Below are 20,907 nucleotides of genomic sequence, written 5' to 3' on the forward strand. Positions count from 1 at the left end.
GAACTTATGACCGGGGCAAACGAAATGCCAGAGCATCCGCAGCACCCAAACACCCAAGGGCGCGTTGCAGATGCGCCCAAAGGCAATTGGGTGGACCGTCTGGCCCCCGCCTGGAGCCGCCCCTGGCTGCGGCTAAGCCGTGCCGATCGGCCGATTGGCACCTGGCTATTGCTATTGCCGTGCTGGTGGGGCGTGGCGCTGGCCGCCGCTGCCGACGCGCCCCAGCTGTTTGACCTGTGGATCGCGCTGGGGTCAACGCTGGGGGCATTTTTGATGCGTGGCGCGGGCTGCACCTGGAACGACATCACCGACCGCCATATTGATGGCAGCGTAGCGCGAACCCGGTCACGGCCGATCCCGTCGGGCCAGGTTACGGTGCGGGGCGCTGTGGTCTGGATGGCCGTGCAGGCCGCGCTGGCGGGGCTGATCCTGCTGACCTTCAACTGGGTGGCAATCGGTTTGGGCGTGGGGTCGCTGGCGCTGGTCGTGATCTATCCCTTTGCCAAGCGGTTCACCTGGTGGCCGCAGGTGTTTTTGGGCCTCGCGTTCAACTGGGGCGCGCTGCTGGCCTGGGCTGCCCATACCGGTAGCGTTTCGCTGGCGCCCGTGGCGCTTTATGGCGCGGGCATTGTCTGGACGCTGTTTTACGATACGATCTACGCCCATCAGGATAAGGAGGACGACGCGTTGATTGGCGTCAAATCCACCGCGCGACTGTTTGGGCAGCAAACGGCGCGCTGGCTGAGCTGGTTTTTGCTGGGTGCGGTCGCGCTGATGACGTTGGCGGTGCTGTTGGCGCTGTTGCCCGGCGCGGGGCCGTTGAAACTGGTAATGGCGTTGGTGGCGCCCTGGGCCTTTGGCTGGCACATGCTGTGGCAGCTTCGGCGATTGGATATCGACAACCCCGAGACGTGTCTTGCGCTGTTTCGCACAAGCCGCGACACTGGCCTGATCGTTGCGCTATTTCTTGCCGGTGCGGCGCTGGTCTGATTGATCCGGGCGCACGCGCGCCGTAAGAACAGGCGAAACCAACTGACAAAGGCCACGCGTCACATGCGTTTTGGACCCAAGATCATGACTTTCGCGGCATTTTCTCTGGCGCTAGTGCTGTCGGCGCTGGTTGCCGGCGGCTCTGCCACCGTCATCGAAAAGCGGTCGCGCAATGACGTGCAGGCGGCGCTGAACACCGCAGGCCATTCCTGGGCGCGGGTCGAGACTGACGGGCTACAGGTCAATCTGCTGGGCACGGCGCCATCCGAGGCGGCGCGTTTTCGTGCCGTGACGCTGGTTGGCTCCATCGTCGATTCCAGCCGGATCGTCGATGCCGCGGATGTCGAGGCAGCCAAGGCAATCGACGCGCCAGTGTTTTCGCTGGAACTGCTGCGCAATGACGACGGGATTTCCTTGATCGGGCTGGTGCCGGCGGATACGGACCGAGAGGCGCTTTTGACGCTGCTGAAACAGGTTGCCGCTGATGGCGTGGTCACCGACATGCTGGAAAGCGCCGATTACCCCGTGCCGGGCGCGTGGCAACAGGCGCTGGATTTCGGAATATCGGCGCTGAAAACACTACCCCGGTCAAAAATCTCAGTCGCGCCGGGGCGGGTTTCGATTACTGCCATCACCGATAGCGTCACCGAAAAATCGCGGATCGAAACCGATCTCAGGCGCCGCACCCCCCGCGCCTTGCGCGTCACGCTGGATATTTCCGCGCCGCGACCGGTTATCACCCCGTTTACCCTGCGCTTTTTGATCGACGATGAGGGCGCCCGCTTTGATGCCTGTTCGGCCGATACGGACCGTGCCCGCGACAAGATACTGGCCGCCGCCCGCGACGCAGGTGCCCAAGGCGCGCAGGGCTGCACCGTGGGGATGGGCGTGCCCAGCCCCGGCTGGGGCGATGCCGTGACCATGGGCCTGCGCGCGATCAAGGAATTGGGGGCCGGGTCAATCACCTATTCCGATGCCGATATTTCGCTGATTGCCGCCGACAGCGTCAGCCAAGCGACGTTTGATCAGGTCGTGGGTGAACTGGAATCGAACCTGCCCGAAGTGTTTTCGCTGAAGGCCGAACTGACGCGCAAACCGACCAGCGCCGCAGAAGGCCCACCCGAGTTTTCCGCAACCCTGACTGAAAAAGGCAAGGTCCAGCTGCGCGGCCGCCTGACCGATGAACGCGAACGCGAAGCGGTCGAAAACTTTGCCCGTGCCGAGTTTGGCCATGACGCCGTTCTGGGGGCCACGCGGATCGACAAGACCCTGCCCGCCGGTTGGCCAGTGCGGGTTCTGGCCGCGCTGGAGGCGCTGGATCAGGTGAATGAGGGCAAGGTAACGGTGCAACCCGACCTGATCCGCCTCAGCGGGGTCAGCGGCAACCCCAACGCCTCGGACGAGGTGGCGCGGATCTTGTCGGCGCGGGTCGGGGAAAACACGCGGATGGATCTTTCGGTGCGCTACGACAAGCGGCTGGACCCGGTGCTGGGCCTGCCCACCGGGCCGGAATGTGTGGCCAAACTGAATGCGGTTCTGGCCGCCGCGAAAATCACCTTTGACCCCAATTCCTCGGTGATCGCGGATGACGCGGCCGCCACGCTGGATGAACTGGCCGTGCTGATGAAAAACTGCGCCGATTTCCGCATGGAGCTTGCCGGTCATACGGATAGTCAGGGCAGCGAGGAGTTCAATCAGGAACTGTCACAAGACCGCGCAAAAGCCGTGATCGACGCGCTGATGCAGCGCCGGGTTCTGATTGGCAATCTTGAGGCCAAGGGCTACGGCGAAGGCCAGCCTATCGCGGACAACCGCACCGAAGAGGGCCGCGAGGCGAACCGCCGGATCGAGTTTGTCCTGCTGGACGCCACCCCGATCGAGCAGACGGCACCCGCACCATCTGACGATAGCGCCGAACCGGCGGATACCCCCGCGGCCACCGCGCCCGAAGCCACCCCTGAAGATGACATCGTAATTGAGGCGCAGCCCGCAGATGACGAAACCAAACGCCCCACGCCCCGGCCCGACGCTGCGGATCAGACCCCGGCGCAAACCGAATAAAGGGTGACAAGGACCAAGTATGAACCGAACCGAATTTGTCTTCGCCACGGCAATCACCCTGTTTGTCACATTTTGCCTGGGGTGGTTCGCGTCGTGGCTGATACATCGCCTGACCCGCGTCACCCGTGCCGATATGGGCGAGCTGGAGCAAATGGCCCAGGCCCTGCATGAGGCCGAAGAAACCCGCGATCAGGCAATGGCTTACATCGAACAACGCGAAGCGGAATTGATGAACCAGATCAGCCAGACCGAGGCCGAACAACGTGCCGCGATGGACGGGTTGCGCGATGCCCGCCACGAGGCAGAGGAACTGCGCGGCTATATTGAGCGGATGAACGCGGACCGCTGACGCCGCGTGCAGGGCACGGCGCGATTGCGAAACGAGAACACCTGCCCCGAACGCCGATGTTGGGAAGGCAGCCGCAAGTCCTGATCGGAATGAATGCTGCGGCCCCGCCCCGGTCAGCCGCTGGTGGCTGCGGGTTTCGGTTTGCGGATATGGCTTGCCGCAGCAATGACCAACGGGTGCAAATCGGCGTCTTGTCTGACGATAAGATCAAGCAACTCCAGCCGCATGGGCGGCGCCCAATTATCGTTGATGTGACCGCCGACAGAGGCCGCGCCTGCGTCACCCGGCTGGGTCGCAAAGAACCCGGCGATCTGGTTGGCCATTCGGACCAGCTTGTCTGCGCTCATTGGATGTCCTTTGCGTCGATCCGGTCAGGGTGGGAATGGATTTCGTAGGTCTCGCCGCGCGCGCGGGCGATCAGGGTCAGGCCGGCGGCCTCGGCTTCGGTCACGGCAAGGGCGGTGGGGGCAGACGCCCCGATCAGCACCGGCGCACCAATCATTGCCGCCTTTTGCACCAGATCGACCGACAAGCGCGAGGTCATCACCAGTGCGCCGGTCGCCGGCGCGATGCCGGCCTGCGCCAACGCACCGGCAAGTTTATCAAGCGCATTATGGCGGCCCACATCTTCGCGCAGGATGACAAGGCCCCGTTCGGGGTGCCAGAAACCGGCGGCATGGGCGGCGCGGGTGGCGTCTTGCAGCGGCTGGGCAGTCGCCAGCGCGGCCATGGCCTGCGCGGGGGCCCGGGGCGACAATGCCGTGCCACGCGGCACGGGCGGCAAAGCGCGTAGCGCCTGTTCCAGACTGTCGATACCGCAAAGCCCGCAACCCAACGGGCCAACCATGCCACGCTGCCGCGCCGCCAGCCGCGACGCCGACCCCGGCACCAGCCAGGCGCGCGCCTCGATGCCTTTGGGCTGATCGACAATCTCGATTGCGGTGATTTCGTCCAGGGTCCGCACCAGACCTTCGGTCAGCGCAAAACCGGTGACGAACTCTTCCAGATCGCCGGGGCTGGCCATCATCACGGCCTGCGTTGTGCCATCATAGACCAGCGCGACCGGCACCTCTTCGGCCAGTGCGCCGCCCGCATCGCTGAACCCCCGCGCGTAGCGGCGCGCAGAGCGCGAGGACCAAAGCGCCCTCATTCTGCAACGGACAGGATCCGGCGCGCCGCATCACTGCGGGCGGCGGAATCGGTCTGCCATTCCGTCGGGCCATTCGACGGGGCGACCTGCACCGCCGTTACCTTGTATTCGGGACAGTTGGTGGCCCAGTCGGAATTGTCGGTGGTGACCACATTGGCCTGCGTCGCCGGGTGGTGGAACGTCGTATAAACGACACCCGGCGCAACCCGTTCGGTGACGGTGGCACGCAAGGACGTATCGCCCACGCGCGAGGCGAGGCGCACCCAGCCGCCGTCCTTGATGCCGCGCACCTCTGCGTCATGGGGGTGGATTTCCAGCAGATCCTCGGGGTGCCATGTGCTGTTTTCGGTGCGCCGGGTCTGTGCGCCGACGTTATATTGCGACAAAATCCGCCCGGTGGTCAGCAGCAGCGGAAAGCGCGGGCCAGTGCGTTCCTCGGTTGCCACATAATCGGTGCGGATGAACCTGCCCTTGCCGCGCACAAAACCGTCGACATGCATGATCGGGCTGCCATCGGGGGCGTTATCGTTGCACGGCCACTGAACCGAGCCGCGCTCGTCCAGCATCTGATAGGTGACATTGGCAAAACCCGGCGTGGTGGCGGCGATTTCGGCCATCACCTCACGCGGGTGGGTGTAGGCCCAATCGGCGCCCATCGCATTGGCCAAAAGCTGAGTCAGCTCCCAATCGGCATAGCCGTTTTTCGGCGCCATCACCCGGCGCACCGGGTTGATGCGACGTTCGGCATTGGTAAAGGTGCCGTCCTTTTCCAAAAAGGTTGAACCGGGCAGGAACACATGCGCGAAATCTGCGGTTTCGTTCAGGAACAGATCTTGGACGATCACACAATCCATCGCCGCCAGACCCGCCGCGACATGCCGGGTATCGGGGTCAGATTGCATGATGTCTTCGCCCTGAATGTAAATCCCTTTGAAACTGCCAGCCACAGCCGCATCCAGCATGTTGTTGACGCGCAGGCCCGGCTCATCCGACAGGGGCACACCCCAGGCGGCCTCAAATATGCCGCGGGCAGTGTCGTCCGAAACATGGCGATACCCCGGCAGTTCATGCGGGAAGCTGCCCATATCACACGACCCTTGCACGTTGTTTTGCCCGCGCAATGGGTTCACCCCCACGCCGGGGCGCCCGATATTGCCGGTCATCATCGCAAGGTTGGCAATTGCCATGACGGTGGTCGAGCCTTGCGAATGTTCGGTCACACCCAGCCCGTAGTAGATCGCGCCATTTCCATTTGTCGCGTAAACCCGCGCCGCGGCCCGCAGCGTTTCGGCGGGAACGGTGGTCATTGCCTCGGTCGCTTCGGGGGAATGGGCGGGGTCGGCGGCAAAGTCCATATAATCGCTGAATTCGTCCCAATCGCAGCGCGCGCGAATGAAGGCTTCGTCGTATAGCCCTTCGGTCACGATCACATGGGCCATCGCGGTCAAAACGGCCACATTGGTGCCGGGCCGCAGACCCAGATGCCATGCCGGCCCAATATGCGGCGTTTCCAGTAGGTCAATCCGGCGCGGGTCAATCACGATCAGCTTGGTGCCTTCGCGCAGCCGCTTACGCAGCCGGCTGGCAAAAACCGGGTGGGCATCCGTTGGGTTGGCACCGATCACAACCGCCACATCGGTTTGCTCGACCGAGTCGAAATCCTGGGTGCCTGCCGATGTGCCGAAAGTCTGTTTCAATCCATAACCGGTGGGCGAATGGCAGACCCGCGCGCAAGTATCGGTGTTGTTGTTGCCAAAGACGGCACGGGCCAGTTTCTGCACCAGAAACGTTTCTTCATTGGTGCAGCGCGATGAGGTCAGGACCCCGATCGCATCCACCCCATCGCGCGCCTGAATCGCGCGCAAACGGTCAGCGGCGAAACCGATCGCCTCGGGGTAAGTAACCACACGCCAAGGGTCGGTGATGCTGTCGCGCACCATCGGCTTCAATATCCGTTCCTTATGCTGGGCATAGCCCCAGGCAAAGCGACCCTTGACGCAGGAATGGCCGTGGTTGGCCTTGCCCTCTTTCCAGGGCACCATGCGGATCAGCTCATCACCGCGCATCTGCGCCTCAAAGTTGCAGCCGACACCGCAATAGGCACAGGTGGTAATGATGCTGCGCTCGGGGGTGCCGATCTCGATGACCGAGTTTTCGATAAGCGAGGCGGTGGGGCAGGCCTGCACGCAGGCGCCGCAGGACACGCAGTCGGAATTGAGAAAATTCTCGGTGCCGGTCGACACGGTTGAGTCAAAGCCGCGCCCGTCAATCGTCAGCGCAAAGGTGCCCTGCACCTCTTCGCAGGCGCGCACGCAGCGCATGCAGACAATGCATTTGGTGGGATCAAAGGTGAAATAAGGGTTGCTTTCATCCTTTGGTTGCCAGGCGGGGTTGTCCCCTTCGGGGCCGCGCACCTCAAAGTGGTTTTCACCGGGCGCGTAGCGCATATCGCGCAGGCCCACGGCCCCGGCCATATCCTGCAATTCGCAGTCGCCATTGGCCGCGCAGGTCAGGCAATCCAGCGGATGATCCGAGATGTAAAGTTCCATCACGCCACGCCGCAGGGTTTTCAACTGCGGCGTCTGGGTATGCACCACCATGCCCGGCGCCACCGGCGTTGTGCATGACGCGGGCGTGCCGCGCACCCCGTCGATTTCCACCAGACACAGCCGACACGACCCAATCGGCTCCAACATATCCGAGGCGCATAGCTTCGGGACCGAGATCCCCGCCTCGGCCGCCGCCCGCATCACCGACGTCCCCGCCGGAACCGTAACGCTGAACCCGTCAACCATCAGCGTGACGGGCGCGCCTTGCCGTGCGGGGGTGCCTTTATCCTTGATCGGGATGATGAAATCCTTCATTCCGCAGCCTCCTTGTGGCAGGCAAAGTCATCCGGAAAATGGGTTAACGCCGATAGCACCGGGTAGGGCGTAAAGCCCCCCAACGCGCAGAGCGACCCCAGCTTCATTGTCTGGCAAAGATCCTTTAGCAGCGGCACCGCGGTAGCGTCCCCCGCGGCAATCCGGTCAAGCGTCTCGGCGCCGCGCACCGACCCGATCCGGCACGGCGTGCATTTGCCACAGGACTCGATTGCGCAAAACTCCATCGCAAAGCGGGCCATCGCCAGCATGTCGGTGTTGTCGTCAAAAACGACGATCCCGGCGTGGCCGATCAGCCCCTCTTTCGCGCCGAACTCTTCATATCCAAAGGGCGTGTCGAACATCGAAGGGGGAAAATAAGCCCCCAGCGGGCCGCCCACCTGAACCGCCTTCACCGGGCGCCCGGTGGCAGTGCCGCCGCCGATGTCATTGACAATTTCACCCAGGCTCAGGCCAAAAGCCGTTTCAAACAGCCCGCCGAATTGCACATTTCCAGCAATTTGCAGGGGCATCGTGCCGCGTGACCGGCCAATGCCAAAATCGCGGTAATACTCTGCCCCGCGCGCGAAAATCACTGGCACCGTGGCCAGACTCAGCACGTTGTTGACCACCGTCGGCTTGCCCATAAAGCCTTCCAGCGCGGGCAACGGGGGCTTGGCCCGCACCACGCCGCGCTGGCCTTCAAGGCTGTTCAACAGGCTGGTTTCCTCGCCGCAGACATAGGCGCCCGCGCCCACCCGCACCTCAATATCAAAGGCAAAGCCCGACCCCAGGACCGCATCCCCCAGCAGCCCCGCATCGCGCGCCGTAGCCACGGCCCGGTTCATCACCGCTATCGCATCGGGGTATTCCGACCGGATATAGACATAGCCTCTCGTCGCACCGCAACCGATGCCCGCAATCACCATGCCCTCGATCAGGCTCAGCGGATCGCCTTCCATCAACATCCGGTCGGCAAAGGTGCCACTGTCACCCTCATCGGCATTACAAACGATATACTTCTGATCGGCCGGCGCGTTCGCCACCGTCTTCCACTTGATCCCGGTCGGAAAGCCCGCACCACCGCGCCCCCTCAGGCCCGATTGCGTCACCACATCCAGGATCTGCTCGCCCGTCATGCTCAGCGCCTTGCGCAGCCCCACCAGACCGCCATGCGCTTCATAATCGGCCAGTGCGGTGGGCTCTATCACCCCCACGCGCGCAAAGGTCAGCCGCGTCTGGCGTTTGAGATAGGGGATTTCCTCGGTCAGGCCCAACGCCTTTGGATGCGCCTCGGGCGTCTCAAACAGCGCCGCCGCATCGCCCGGCACAAAAGGGCCAAACGCAACGCGACCTTCGGCTGTTTCCAGCTCTACCAGCGGCTCCAGCCAGATCATACCGCGGCTTCCGTTGCGGATGATCCGGGGCGAAAGGCCCCGGCGCGCAGCCTCATCGGTGATCGCCTGAACAACGGCATCGGCGCCCAACGCACGGGCAGCGGCATCTGCGGGAACGTAAATTTTCATGCGCTCACCTCTGCCGCAATTTCCGCCACCTTGGCGTCATCCAACCGTCCGATCAACCGCCCGTCTACCATCGCTGCGGGCGCGCAGGCGCAAAGCCCAAGGCAATAGACCGCCTCCAGCGTCACATCGGCCCGCGTCTGGCCAATCTTCAGGCCCAAGGCCGCCTCCATCCGGGCCAGCGTGGCCGCCCCCCCCATCGACTGACACGCCTCGGCACGGCACAGTTTGATCACATGGCGACCGGCCGGGACACGGCGAAAGTCGTGATAAAAGCTGATAACACCCTCAACTTCGGCCCTTGTCAGGGTCAGCGCCTTTGCAATAGGCGCCACTGCCGCTGCTGGAATCAGGCCAAATTCGGCCTGCACCGCATGCAAGATCGGCAAAAGCGGACCCTCAAGCCCCTGATGCGCCCTTAAAATCGCATCCACACGCTCGGCTGTTGCCGCTTCTGTCATCGCTCTCCTCCCGGTTGGCCATGTCTGAGGTAGGGCGGTATGATAGGGAAATCAATTCACATATATCGTTACTTGATAGCCACAGCCTATCAATCTTCGGCTATTCGCCGCGCCTCATCCAATAAAGCCAAAAGACTGGGCGTATAGGGGTCACGCTCCAGCGCAATCAGCCCCACACGGTGGCTGGCCTCGGGCGCCACAAGGGGCCGCGTCACGCAGCCGGGCGGCAACGCGAAACCCTCGGTCAGCGCCTCGGCCAGAATCGCCGCCCAACCCCCGCTCGCCACATGCGCCAACAGCGCGATCGTCGAATTGGATTGCACCCGCGCGGTCACCGTCACCCCGGCCTCGGCCAGATGCGCATTGACCAAACGGCGGTTTTGCATGTCTGGCGTCAGCAGGCACAACGGCCGTTTCGCCGCCTCTGCCCAACCGATAGGTGTGGCGTCGGTGCCCCGCTCCAACAGCCGGTAGCGTTCGGTCCATAGCGGAACCTCGCGCATCCGACCCAAAGGCTCGGTCTCCAGATAGGTGATCCCCGCATCCAGCTGCAACGCTTCCAAGCCCTCGCGGATCTCGGTCGAGGTGTGCGACATAATCGAGATCCGCACCCCCGGATTGCGCGCCAGATAAGGGCCCGTCAACCGCGACACCCGCGTCAACGCCGTCGGAATCACCCCCAACCGCAAATCGCCCGCGACCCCATGGCGTGCAGCGCGCATCTCTTGGCGCATCGTGCGCGCATCCGACACGATCCGCCGCGCCCACTCCAACACCCGTTGCCCTTCCGGCGTCAGCCCCTGATAGCGCGACCCGCGCCAGACCAGTTGCACCCCCAACTGATCTTCCAGCGCGCGAATGGCAGATGACAGCGACGGCTGCGTCACCCCATACGTCTCGGCGGCGCGGCCAAAGTGACCCTCGCGCGCCAGTGCAATGAACATTTCCAACTTGTCGATCATGCCCAAACCTTAAAACCCTTCACGCGCCGACACACCCCGAAAAATGGCCCGGCTTTTGTTTGGCCAAAATACTCCCGCCGGAGGCTCCTGCCCCCGCCGATTTTCCTGCCATGACGCTTGTTTGCCCGCCCTCTGCGGCTTACATGCGCTCGCATGGATATCAAACGCCTCAACCCGTTCGCCAAAAAACCGCCTCTGGTCTCGGTGATCCGCCTTCATGGCACAATCGGCGCCACCCGGCCGGGGGCCACTGGCCTTTCGGATGCGGCCTTGGCCCCGCTGATCGAGCGTGCCTTTCGCCGGGGGCGTCCGGCGGCGGTGGCGCTGGTCATCAACTCTCCCGGTGGCTCTCCGGTGCAATCGTCATTGATCGCGGCGCGGATCCGCCGCCTCTCGGAAGAAACCGGCGTTGCGACCCACGCCTTTGTCGAGGATATCGCGGCATCGGGTGGATATTGGCTGGCTTGCGCCGCCGATGAGATCTGGGCAGATGCCACCTCGATTGTGGGGTCGGTCGGGGTCATCTCGGCGGGTTTCGGCTTTGCGGGTCTGATCGACCGTCACGGGATCGAGCGGCGCGTTCACACCGCAGGCGGCGCAAAAAGTTTCATGGACCCCTTCCGCCCCGAAAAGCCCGAAGATGTGGAGCGGCTGCACAAACTGCTGGAGCCGATGCACCTGACCTTCAAGAACTGGATTACCTCGCGCCGGGCGGCGCGGCTAACGACTGACCGCGATCTCTTTACCGGTGATGTGTGGACCGGGGTCGAGGCCGCCGATCTGGGGCTTATAGACGGTATCGCGCATCTGGTTCCGAAACTGAAATCGCTTTACGGCAACAAGGTGCGGATGCTCGCCTATGGCCAGCGCCGCCCATGGCTTCGCCGTTTCGGGGTGCAGGCACTGGCCGAAGGCGCGCTGACCTCTGCCTTGGATCTGGCCGAGGAGCGCGCGCTTTGGGCGCGTTACGGGCTATGACATGCTGATCAAAGGCATGATCATCTTTCTGGCCGTCATGGCCGCGCTGGCGATGTTTGGCAAGCTACGGCTTCCGGGCCTGCCGCACCGTCCGGCACTGCCGGGCAAATGCCCGTCCTGCGGCCGCCCCAGAATCGGGAAAGGGCCTTGCCCCTGCCACGCAAAAGACAAGAGGCGGTAATCTGTGATCTGGGATCTGTTCGAAATTGCCGCCGGGTTGGCGCTGCTGGTTGTAGCGGGCGACTTTCTGGTGCGCGGGGCGGTGAACATGTCGCTCCGACTGGGTATTCCGGCGCTGATCGTCGGGCTGACGGTCGTGGCATTTGGCACCTCGGCACCAGAGTTGATGGTTTCGGTCACGGCCGTGCTGGACGGGGTGCCGGGCATTGCGCTTGGCAATGTGGTGGGCTCGAATACCGCCAATATACTGCTGGTGCTTGGCCTGCCGGCGATCATCGCTGTCATCCGCACTGATGAACATGACATGCGCAAAAGCTATCTGACGATGCTGGCCACGGCGCTTTTGTTCATTGCCATCTGCTTTCTGGGACCGATCGGATGGGGCGATGCGCTGGTGCTTTTGGCGGCGCTGACGCTGATGCTGTGGGACCAGATCACTGATGCGCTGGCCCATCGCGCCGAGCGCGAAGATACCCCGCTGGAGGGTGCCGACCTTCACATGCGCTGGACCAGAATCGCGTTTTTCGTGGGGTTGGGCCTTGTCGGCCTGCCGCTGGGCGCCGACTTTCTGGTGGATGGTGCAACCGATATCGCCCGCGCCTACGGCATTTCCGAGGCCGTGATCGGGCTGACGCTGGTGGCCGTTGGCACCTCGCTGCCCGAGCTTGCCACCTCGATCACGGCGGCGGTAAAGGGCCGGGCGGATGTGGCGTTGGGCAATGTCGTCGGGTCCAATATCTTCAACCTTCTGTGCATCATCGGCATTGCCGGGCTGGTCGGGCCAATGGCGGTGCCCGCCCAGATGCTGCGGCTGGATCTGTGGGTGATGCTGGGCGTGACGCTGCTGATTGCACCGTTCATCTTTTATCACCTGCCGTTCCGTCGCACGGTAGGGTTTGGGTTTGTCGGGCTTTACGCGGCCTATGTGGTCGCATTGATGAGCGGGGCCGGTGCATGACGAAGGGGCGCGCCCTGATTACCGGCGGGGCAAAGCGGCTGGGCCGGGCGATGGCACTCTATCTGGCCGGACGGGGTTATGATGTGGCGATCCACTACGCCAGTTCCGCCGACGACGCCAAAGCGACGGTTGAGGCCGCGCGCGCGCTGGGGGTCAGTGCCGCCGCACTGCACGCTGACCTGCTGATAGAGGCGGAAACCGAAACGCTGGTCGCGCGCGCCGCGCAGGAACTGGGCGGACCGCTCACGGTGCTGATCAACAACGCCTCGATATTCGAATATGACAACCTGCAATCTGCCAACCGTCTGTCCTGGGATCGGCATATGGAAAGCAATCTGCGCGCGCCTTTCGTGCTGACCCAGACCTTTGCCGCGCAGGCGCCTGACCCTGACCGCGCTGACCCTGAACCGCTGGCACGCGCGCTGATTATCAACATGCTGGATCAAAGGGTGTTGAAACCGACGCCCGAGTTCATGACCTACACCCTTGCCAAGATGGGCCTCTGGGCGCTGACCCGCACCGCCGCGCAGGCACTGGCCCCGGCTGTTCGGGTCAATGCCATCGGCCCCGGCCCCACCATGCAAGGCGCCCGCCAGTCGGCAGAACACTTTGCCCGGCAACGCGCTGCAACCATTCTTGAACGCGGCGCCGACGCCGAGGGGATTTGCGCCGCATTGGGCTACTTTCTGGACGCCAATTCCGTCACCGGACAGCTATTGTGCGTGGATGGTGGACAACATCTTGGCTGGAAAACACCAGACGTTTTAGGGGTTGAATAAGGTTTCAACTTCATGCCGTGCGGCAACTTGTCCACCATGCCGAAACAGGTCACAAAACCGTCATGAATCTGCCAATGGTTTCAATCGCTTGCTATTTGTCGAAATACTTTCATATATATTTCAATCGTTTACGAAATCGCCCAAAAAACAGGCAATCCGGTGAACGATGCTGAATACAAGGAAAATTCGGCGCTTCTGAATTGTTTTTCACAGAGTTATCCACAGATTCCGTGGACAGGTTTCTACTTGCGCCCAAAGGCGTATGGTTGCAGCGACGCCCGAGAATCGAGAGTTTGAGATGAGCGAAAATCAGTCTGGCCCGGATCAGCCAAAAGGTGACGCAACGGAACCTTTGCCGCTGACCGGGCATGCCTTGATCCATTCCTATTTGAAGTCGCTGGACCATTCGCCCGGCGTCTACCGGATGCTGAATGCGCAGGCCGAAGTGCTTTACGTCGGCAAGGCGCGGGCCTTGCGCGCACGGGTGTCAAACTATGCGCGCGTGACCGGTCATTCGGCGCGGATCCAGCGGATGATCCAGGAAACCGCTTCGATGATGTTCCTGACCACGCGCACCGAGACCGAGGCGCTGTTGCTGGAACAAAATCTGATCAAGCAGCTAAAGCCGCGTTACAACGTGCTGTTGCGCGACGACAAGTCGTTTCCCAATATTCTGGTATCAAAAACCCACGCCTTCCCGCAGATCAAGAAACACCGCGGCGCAAAGACCGAAAAGGGCGACTATTACGGCCCCTTCGCGTCTGCCGGGGCGGTAAACCGTACGCTGAACCAGTTGCAGCGCGTGTTTTTGCTGCGCAACTGTTCGGATGCGATGTTTTCCAGCCGCACCCGGCCTTGCCTGCTTTACCAGATCAAACGCTGTAGCGCCCCCTGCGTCGGCAAGATCAGTCAGGACGATTACGCCGTTCTGGTGGCGGATGCGCAGCGTTTCTTGCAGGGCAAGTCAACCTCGGTTCAGCAAGATCTCGCGCGAGAGATGACCACCGCTTCGGACGCGATGGAGTTTGAACGCGCCGCCGCCCTGCGCGACCGCATCAAGGCGCTGACCGCGGTACAACAACCGCAGGGCATCAACCCGCAAAGCGTGGCCGAGGCGGATGTGGTAGCGGTTCACATGGAAGGCGGTCAGGCCTGTGTGCAGGTGTTTTTCATCCGTTCAAACCAAAGCTGGGGCAACCGCGATTTCTATCCCAAAACCGGATCCGGCGCCGAGGCCCCCGAGGTGCTGGAGGCGTTCCTGGGTCAGTTCTACGATGACAAGACGCCGCCACGCCTGATCCTTCTGTCGCATCCGATCGAGGATGCCGATCTGATGGTGCAGCTTTTGTCTGACCGCGCCGGCCGCAAGGTGGACCTGGCCGTGCCCATGCGCGGCGAAAAGGCCGAACTGGTTGAAAACGCGGCGCGCAATGCCCGTGAAAGCCTGGCCCGGCGTATGTCGGAATCGGCGGCGCAGTCGCGCCTGCTGGAAGGCCTAGCCGAGGCTTTCGCGCTGGACGGCCCGCCGCGCCGGATCGAGGTTTACGATAACAGCCATATCCAAGGCACCAATGCCGTTGGCGGCATGATCGTGGCCGGGCCAGAGGGTTTCATCAAAGGCCAATACCGCAAATTCAACATTCGCGGTGAAGACCTGACCCCCGGCGATGACTTTGGCATGATGAAAGAGGTGCTGACCCGCCGCTTTTCGCGTCTGCTGAAAGAAGATCCCGACCGCGAAACCGAAAGCTGGCCGGACCTGCTGTTGATCGACGGTGGCGCCGGGCAGGTCTCGGCGGTGGCTGAAATCATGAATGATCTGGGGGTCGAAGACATTCCGATGATCGGCGTCGCCAAAGGGGTGGACCGCGACCACGGCAAGGAAGAATTCCACCGCCCCGACCAGCGCCCCTTTGCGCTAAGAATGAACGACCCGGTGCTGTATTTCATCCAACGCCTGCGCGACGAGGCCCACCGCTGGGCCATCGGCGCGCACCGGGCGAAACGGGCCAAGGCAGTGTCGGCCACCCCGCTGGATGATATTCCCGGTGTTGGGGCCGCGCGCAAACGCGCCCTTTTGGCGCATTTCGGCAGCGCCAAGGCGGTATCGCGCGCGGGCCTGCCGGATTTGCAGGTCGTCCCCGGCATTTCCGAGGCGATGGCGCGGATCATCCACGACTTTTTCAACACCAAAGGCTAGGTGCTGCGCCTATTCGCGCCGGCCTTGCCCTGAATGGCCAACAAATGCACCATAAAGAGAAGAGACGCGCAGCATCCGGTCTTCAACCTGCGGACCCAGCTCTTTGAACACCGCATTCAGCATCAGCCCGATCAACCCCGACATCGCCGAGGTTGCATCCCAGAAGTGGTTCAGGTCTGTCTCGACCACGAACATCTCATCGGCCAGGTCGCGGCCCCAGTCGCAATAAGGATCAGTGATCAGCGTGACCGGAATCCCCGCCTCGCGTGCCTTGGCGGCCAATAGTGGCGAGTGGCGCGAATAGCGTCTGCCATCTACGATGATCAGGCAGGCACTGCCCGGATCAGACAACAGAACGTCCGCGAAATGGCCGCTTGCAAGGTCGGCCAGATGCACCTCGGGGCGCAGGTATTGCAAACCATGTGCCAGTGTCATCGCGTGGCCGCGTTCGGTCTGAAACCCTGCGACAAACACCTTTGGGTGATGCGCCAACCGTCTGGCCGCCCGCCTGAACACAGCCGAGGCGGCGGTTTCGTGGTTTTGCACCACGGCCGCCAATTCCTGTTCCAACGCGCGCGATTGCTGATCGCTTCCCTCACCGGAGCGTTCATGGAACTGCCGCAGACGGTCACCGATCAGCCAGGCGTGGTCACCGAAATCGGCGCGAAGGCTAGCTTTGAGGTCTTTGAAATGCTGATAGCCGATTGCCCGGCAAAACCGCCCCACGGCCGCTTCGGAGACACCAACTTTTTGCGCCAGACTGGCCGCCGTTTCAAACGGCAGGCTTTTAAGGCTGCTTAACATATACCCAGCCAGCGCCCGTTCGGCCCTTGAGCCGGTTTCGAGCGGGGCGGCCAATCGGCTGCGTAGATCACGGGGTTCTGTTGCGTCGGTCAAATGCCCGCCTGTCCGGTTCTTGAATCAGCACTCATGCAAGAGAACTATCATAAATTCCTATTTGCAAGAAAAACATTTTCCACTAGGCTTTGCCCACCCCAAGACGGAGCCTGCCATGCCCCCCCTGCCCGATTCCCCCCCCATGCCCCCCCTTCGGATCGACAGTGCCGAACTGCGGCTGGTGCGGCTGCCGCTGCTGACGCCTTTCACAATCTCGACCGGGACCATGTATGACAAGGTTTTTCCCCTGCTGATCCTGCGCAGCGGCGGGCTTGAGGGCTATGGCGAGGGCGTGATGGACCCGCAGCCCGATTATCTGGATGAAACGATCCCCTCGGCCATGGCGCTGCTGCGTGAAGCGATCTTGCCGCAGATCACAGGCCAAGCCTTTGAAAACCCGCAGGCCTTGGAACGGGTGATGACGCATTGGCGTGGGCATCAGATGACGCGGGCTTTGGTGGAAACCGCATTTTGGGACCTATGGGCGAAATCGCTGAACCTACCCTTGGGCCGGTTGCTGGGCGGTGCGGGCGATCAGATCGAGGTGGGTGTATCGCTGGGCATCGGCCCGGTTGAAGAAACGCTGGACCGGGTGCGCGCGCATCACGAACAGGGCTATAAGCGGATCAAGCTGAAGGTGATGCCCGGGCATGATCTGGCGCTGTTGCGGGCGGTGCGCGCGGCCTTTCCCGACATTCATCTAAGCGTCGATGCCAATAGCTGCTACACGCTGGCCGATAGCGCGATGCTGCGGCAGATGGATGGGTTCGGGCTGGATTACATCGAACAGCCGCTGGCTTGGGATGACATTCACGACCATGCGGTGCTGCAATCGCGGCTGGCAACGCCGCTGTGTCTGGACGAAAGCATCCGGTCGGTGGCCGATGCCCGCAAGGCGCTGCAAACGGATGCGACGCGGGTGGTCAACATCAAACTGGGCCGCGTCGGCGGCCATCTGGAGGCGCGGCGCATCCACGATCTTTGCGCGGCGTTCGAGGTGCCGGTCTGGTGCGGCGGCATGCTGGAATCGGGCATTGGCCGGGCGCAGAATATCCACATGTCCACCCTGCCCAATTTCCGCAAACCCGGCGATACGTCCTCGGCCAGCCGCTATTTCGCGCGCGACATCACGGTGGAAAAGCTGGAGGCATCGGGCGGGCTGATGCCGGTGCCGCCGGGGCCGGGTATCGGTGTACATCTGGATTGGGCGTTCCTGAACGATGTCACCCTTGGCACAGACAGCTTCGCCCCATGACCGGCGTCATCTTGCGTGACCTTTCAGGAATAGCCGAATTTGATCAGGCCGAGGCGCTGCAACGTGCCGTCTGGGGCAAGGGCGACAAGGAAGACCCCGCCGATCTGATGATGGTGATCCAGTCCGAAGGCGGTCTGGTCGCCGGCGCGTTTCAAGGGGCAGAGTTGCTGGGCTATGTCTTTGCCTTTCCCACCCGTGACCCGAAGGTGCAGCATTCGCATCGGCTGGCGGTTCTGGGCGCGGCGCGGGGGATGGGGCTAGGGGCCGGGCTGAAGCTTTATCAGCGCGATTGGTGCCTTTCGCGCGGTATCACCCATGTGCGCTGGACCTATGATCCGATACGCGCCGCCAATGCGCAACTGAATGTGGGCAGGTTGGGCGGACGTTCGCACACCTATCTGCCCGACTATTACGGCGTGATGGCAGGCATCAACGCCGGCGTGCCGTCTGACCGGCTGATGCTGGACTGGCATCTGGACAGCCCCAACGTGGCCGCCTCTATCGCGGGGCAACCGCCGCTGTCGGCCAAGGAAATGGCGCAGGCCGAACGCATCGCGATTCCGGTAGATTTTGGCGCCTTGCTGCAAACGGACCCCGCCACCGCACAGGGAGAACGTCTACGGGTGCGCGCGCAGATGCAATCAGCCTTTGCACGAGGTTTGGAAATTGCCGCCTATAGCGCACAAACGCGCGATTATCTGCTGTTGCCACGCTGACCTGCCCGCATAGGCGCACAGATCGACGGGGCGCCTATGCACCTTTCCAAGAATCCACTACCCCCCCTTTGCGGAATGAGCTACGAATCCCTGCATGAGATGGAATATACCAAATATCCTGACAATTGTTCGTCTGGTGGCTGCGCCGGGCGTGGCGGTCATGTTCTTGTATTTCCATCGACCATGGGCCGATTGGTTTGCATTGACATTGTTCATCACGGCGGCGGTGACTGACTGGTTTGACGGCTATCTGGCACGCCTTTGGAAGCAGGAAACCCGGTTTGGCGCGGCTATGGACCCAATCGCTGACAAGGCGATGGTAGTGATCGCGCTGGTCGTCATCACCGGCTATTCGGGCATGAATCCCTGGCTGATTCTACCAGTAACCGTGATCTTGTTCCGCGAGGTCTTTGTTTCTGGCCTGCGCGAGTTTCTGGGCGCCGATGCCCGCATGCTAAGTGTCACCTACCTTGCAAAGTGGAAAACCACCGCCCAGATGGTAGCAATAGCGGTGCTGTTTCTGGGCACCGGGCTTGAGCACCTCGAAGGTATAGCCCGGCGCGGCATGACCACCGCCCAATATGCCGAGGCCGTCAGTGCAGGGCTGGCGGACCCGGTGCGAAGCTGCGGCACACGCGGCTGTTCATCTTTGGCCACGCTGATCGGGCTGGTACTGATCTGGATCGCGGCGGGGCTAACACTGGCGACAGGGTGGGATTATTTCCGCAAGTCGCTTCCCTATCTGAAGGATCGTCCCGATGGTTGATGTTCTTTATTTTGCCTGGGTGCGCGAACGGGTTGGACTGGCAAAAGAGCGGGTGGAAACAAAGGCGTTGACCGTTTCCGCGCTTGTCGCTGAACTGGCCGCGCGCGAAGACCGCTATGCCGCCGCCTTTGCCGACGTCAGCGCCCTGCGTGTGGCGCTGGATCAGGAGCTGTCTGATTTTGACGCACCCCTGGCGGGCGTGCGCGAAGTGGCCTTCTTTCCGCCGATGACCGGGGGCTGATCCTCATGGCAAGGGTTTCTGTTCAAGAGGCGGTCTTTGATCTGGCCGCAGAGGTTGCCGGTTTTGGCAAGGGGCGCGCCGATGTGGGGGCGATCGTCACCTTTACCGGGATGGTCCGCGACGATAGCGGCAATCTGGCCGCGCTCGAAATCGAGCATTATCCCGCAATGACGGAACGCGCCATTACCGAGATCGTCGCAGAGGCAGAGGGCCGCTGGCATCTGGCCGACTGCCGGGTGATCCACCGCTATGGGCGCCTGACTGTTGGGGCACCGATCATGATGGTGGCCACCGCCGCCCGTCACCGCGCCGACGCCTTTGAAGCCGCCGAATTCCTGATGGATTATCTGAAATCGCGCGCGCCGTTCTGGAAAAAGGAAATTCGCGCCGATGGCACCACTTGGGTTGCCGCCAAGGACAGCGACGAAAAGGCATTGCTGCGCTGGTAGATTGATCTGTCAGCTAGGGCCCTTTGGCCATTGATCCGGATTGCGCAAAGCCGCGCGGCGTTAAAGATTATCCGCCACGCGAAAGCCGTCGGGGATGGTATCTTCACCGTGCAACACCAGATCGGCCATGGTCACGGCAACCTTCGGGGCCATGCCAAAGCCGATCTTGAACCCGCCATTGACGATAAAGTGTCCGGGGCGGCCGGGCCATGCGCCCAGCATTGGCGCGCGTGTCTTGGCGCGCGGGCGAACACCGGCCCAGCGGTCAAGAACCGGGGCATCGCCCAGCACCGGGCACAGCGCGCGGGCGCGGGAAATCAGATCGTCCAGTTGCGCATCGGTGCTGGTTGGGTCGGCATAATAACGCTCTGAGGTGGACCCGATTGCAACGGTTCCATCGGCCTGGGGAACGATAAGCAACCCGTCCGCAAAAATCTGCGGCACGGGGCCCGCGTCATATGCCAAAAGTGCGGATTGCCCTTTTACACCGCCGCCCACCATACACCCCAGCCCCGCCCCAAGTGTGGCCAGCCCCTGCACACCGGCGGCCCAGATCACGGCACCCTGATCCGCCGCATCACCGATGACGATCTGCCCCCCCAAGGCGACAAGCGCCGCGGCAAGTGCTGCAAGCGCGCGGCGCGGATTGGCGCGGGCGGACAATGTGTCATGCACCAGCAACCCGGTTGGTGAGGCGGGGGCGAGGACCCCAAACTCCTCTACCGGCGCCACGCGCCATACGGCCTTACCCTGCCAAAGCGTAACGGCGCCACCCGTTCGCGCCTTGGCACGGGCCACGGCCTGGGCGTCAGCGATAGGTTGGATGCGGCCCGTTTGCGCATAGCCGGCATCTTGCCCACCATTGGCCGCCACCCCGGCCCAAAAGGCGGGCGCCATCAGCAGGCTTTCCAATTGAAACTGTTTTTTCGGATTCCAGAGTTCAGGCACATGAGGCGCCAGCGCACCAACATTCCCACCGCTGGCCCCGGCGCCAAGGCGCGTGGTCTCAATCAGTCGCACACGGGTGCCCCGGCGCGCCAATTCATACGCACAGCACAGGCCAAAGACGCCGCCGCCCCGCACCGTTACCTCTGCCTGAAATGCAGTTGCCAATGCCATTCCCCTTCGTCA

21 protein-coding genes are annotated in these 20,907 nt (G+C 62.6%); 13 read left to right on the top strand and 8 right to left on the bottom strand.

Annotation, left to right across the window (positions count from 1 at the left end):
* Nucleotides 1–6: 6 nt before the first annotated feature.
* From ubiA to ACM62R_RS00160, 3 genes are all read left to right on the top strand, one after another.
* On the top strand, nucleotides 7–990 hold the full coding sequence (ubiA, locus tag ACM62R_RS00150) for a 4-hydroxybenzoate octaprenyltransferase (RefSeq protein WP_415182110.1): 984 nt from the start codon (nucleotides 7–9) through the stop codon (nucleotides 988–990).
* Between the two features lie 84 nt (nucleotides 991–1,074).
* On the top strand, nucleotides 1,075–3,051 hold the full coding sequence (locus ACM62R_RS00155; RefSeq protein ID WP_415182041.1) for an OmpA family protein: 1,977 nt from the start codon (nucleotides 1,075–1,077) through the stop codon (nucleotides 3,049–3,051).
* A 19-nt stretch (nucleotides 3,052–3,070) separates the two neighbouring features.
* Nucleotides 3,071–3,400 (top strand): hypothetical protein, encoded by a 330-nt coding sequence (locus tag ACM62R_RS00160; protein WP_415182042.1) that lies wholly within the window; start codon nucleotides 3,071–3,073, stop codon nucleotides 3,398–3,400.
* Between the two features lie 113 nt (nucleotides 3,401–3,513).
* Here ACM62R_RS00160 and ACM62R_RS00165 read toward each other — a convergent pair whose 3' ends face one another.
* The 6 genes from ACM62R_RS00165 to ACM62R_RS00190 form a co-directional block, all read right to left on the bottom strand.
* Nucleotides 3,514–3,747, bottom strand: coding sequence for a formate dehydrogenase subunit delta (locus ACM62R_RS00165; protein WP_415182043.1), 234 nt, complete (start codon nucleotides 3,745–3,747; stop codon nucleotides 3,514–3,516).
* Complete coding sequence (gene fdhD / locus ACM62R_RS00170; RefSeq protein WP_415182044.1) at nucleotides 3,744–4,550, bottom strand: formate dehydrogenase accessory sulfurtransferase FdhD; 807 nt, start codon at nucleotides 4,548–4,550, stop codon at nucleotides 3,744–3,746. The genes ACM62R_RS00165 and fdhD overlap by 4 nt, the downstream gene beginning before the upstream one ends.
* Nucleotides 4,547–7,414, bottom strand: a complete 2,868-nt coding sequence (fdhF, locus tag ACM62R_RS00175) for a formate dehydrogenase subunit alpha (protein WP_415182045.1) — start codon at nucleotides 7,412–7,414, stop codon at nucleotides 4,547–4,549. Before fdhF ends, fdhD begins: the two co-directional genes overlap by 4 nt.
* A complete protein-coding gene (locus ACM62R_RS00180) occupies nucleotides 7,411–8,937 on the bottom strand; it encodes a formate dehydrogenase beta subunit (RefSeq protein ID WP_415182046.1) in 1,527 nt (508 codons plus the stop codon). Before ACM62R_RS00180 ends, fdhF begins: the two co-directional genes overlap by 4 nt.
* Nucleotides 8,934–9,395, bottom strand: coding sequence for a formate dehydrogenase subunit gamma (locus tag ACM62R_RS00185; protein WP_415182047.1), 462 nt, complete (start codon nucleotides 9,393–9,395; stop codon nucleotides 8,934–8,936). Before ACM62R_RS00185 ends, ACM62R_RS00180 begins: the two co-directional genes overlap by 4 nt.
* A gap of 89 nt (nucleotides 9,396–9,484) precedes the next feature.
* Entirely contained in the window at nucleotides 9,485–10,357 is an 873-nt protein-coding gene (locus ACM62R_RS00190) for a LysR family transcriptional regulator (protein ID WP_415182048.1), read from the bottom strand.
* Nucleotides 10,358–10,516: 159 nt separating this feature from the next.
* Here ACM62R_RS00190 and ACM62R_RS00195 point away from each other — a divergent pair, with 159 nt between their 5' ends.
* The 5 genes from ACM62R_RS00195 to uvrC all read left to right on the top strand — a co-directional run bounded on the left by ACM62R_RS00195 (nucleotide 10,517) and on the right by uvrC (nucleotide 15,452).
* Nucleotides 10,517–11,335, top strand: coding sequence for a S49 family peptidase (locus ACM62R_RS00195; RefSeq protein ID WP_415182111.1), 819 nt, complete (start codon nucleotides 10,517–10,519; stop codon nucleotides 11,333–11,335).
* A 1-nt stretch (nucleotide 11,336) separates the two neighbouring features.
* Nucleotides 11,337–11,516 (top strand): hypothetical protein, encoded by a 180-nt coding sequence (locus tag ACM62R_RS00200; RefSeq protein WP_415182049.1) that lies wholly within the window; start codon nucleotides 11,337–11,339, stop codon nucleotides 11,514–11,516.
* Between the two features lie 3 nt (nucleotides 11,517–11,519).
* Nucleotides 11,520–12,473 (top strand): calcium/sodium antiporter, encoded by a 954-nt coding sequence (locus ACM62R_RS00205; protein WP_415182050.1) that lies wholly within the window; start codon nucleotides 11,520–11,522, stop codon nucleotides 12,471–12,473.
* Nucleotides 12,470–13,252 carry an SDR family oxidoreductase gene (locus ACM62R_RS00210; protein WP_415182051.1) on the top strand — a complete coding sequence of 261 codons (783 nt, stop codon included), beginning with the start codon at nucleotides 12,470–12,472 and terminating at the stop codon, nucleotides 13,250–13,252. The genes ACM62R_RS00205 and ACM62R_RS00210 overlap by 4 nt, the downstream gene beginning before the upstream one ends.
* A 298-nt stretch (nucleotides 13,253–13,550) precedes the next feature.
* A complete protein-coding gene (gene uvrC / locus ACM62R_RS00215; RefSeq protein ID WP_415182052.1) occupies nucleotides 13,551–15,452 on the top strand; it encodes an excinuclease ABC subunit UvrC in 1,902 nt (633 codons plus the stop codon).
* Nucleotides 15,453–15,461: 9 nt separating this feature from the next.
* On the opposite strand, the gene ACM62R_RS00220 is transcribed toward uvrC, so the two are convergent.
* Complete coding sequence (locus ACM62R_RS00220; RefSeq protein ID WP_415182053.1) at nucleotides 15,462–16,349, bottom strand: MurR/RpiR family transcriptional regulator; 888 nt, start codon at nucleotides 16,347–16,349, stop codon at nucleotides 15,462–15,464.
* 115 nt (nucleotides 16,350–16,464) lie between these two features.
* Between ACM62R_RS00220 and menC the strand changes: the two genes are divergently transcribed.
* The 5 genes from menC (at nucleotide 16,465) to ACM62R_RS00245 (ending at nucleotide 19,776) form a co-directional block, all read left to right on the top strand.
* Complete coding sequence (menC, locus tag ACM62R_RS00225) at nucleotides 16,465–17,604, top strand: o-succinylbenzoate synthase (RefSeq protein ID WP_415182054.1); 1,140 nt, start codon at nucleotides 16,465–16,467, stop codon at nucleotides 17,602–17,604.
* Entirely contained in the window at nucleotides 17,601–18,320 is a 720-nt protein-coding gene (locus tag ACM62R_RS00230; protein ID WP_415182055.1) for a GNAT family N-acetyltransferase, read from the top strand. Before menC ends, ACM62R_RS00230 begins: the two co-directional genes overlap by 4 nt.
* A 94-nt stretch (nucleotides 18,321–18,414) precedes the next feature.
* Nucleotides 18,415–19,086: a CDP-diacylglycerol--glycerol-3-phosphate 3-phosphatidyltransferase gene (gene pgsA, locus ACM62R_RS00235; RefSeq protein ID WP_415182056.1), complete on the top strand. Its 672-nt coding sequence runs from the start codon at nucleotides 18,415–18,417 to the stop codon at nucleotides 19,084–19,086.
* On the top strand, nucleotides 19,079–19,327 hold the full coding sequence (moaD, locus tag ACM62R_RS00240; RefSeq protein ID WP_415182057.1) for a molybdopterin converting factor subunit 1: 249 nt from the start codon (nucleotides 19,079–19,081) through the stop codon (nucleotides 19,325–19,327). The genes pgsA and moaD overlap by 8 nt, the downstream gene beginning before the upstream one ends.
* Nucleotides 19,328–19,332: 5 nt before the next feature.
* A complete protein-coding gene (locus tag ACM62R_RS00245) occupies nucleotides 19,333–19,776 on the top strand; it encodes a molybdenum cofactor biosynthesis protein MoaE (RefSeq protein ID WP_415182058.1) in 444 nt (147 codons plus the stop codon).
* A 60-nt stretch (nucleotides 19,777–19,836) separates the two neighbouring features.
* Here ACM62R_RS00245 and ACM62R_RS00250 read toward each other — a convergent pair whose 3' ends face one another.
* Entirely contained in the window at nucleotides 19,837–20,895 is a 1,059-nt protein-coding gene (locus tag ACM62R_RS00250; protein WP_415182059.1) for an NAD(P)/FAD-dependent oxidoreductase, read from the bottom strand.
* Nucleotides 20,896–20,907: the final 12 nt, after the last annotated feature.

Source organism: Phaeovulum sp., from assembly GCF_047638075.1.
GTDB lineage: Bacteria > Pseudomonadota > Alphaproteobacteria > Rhodobacterales > Rhodobacteraceae > UBA6197.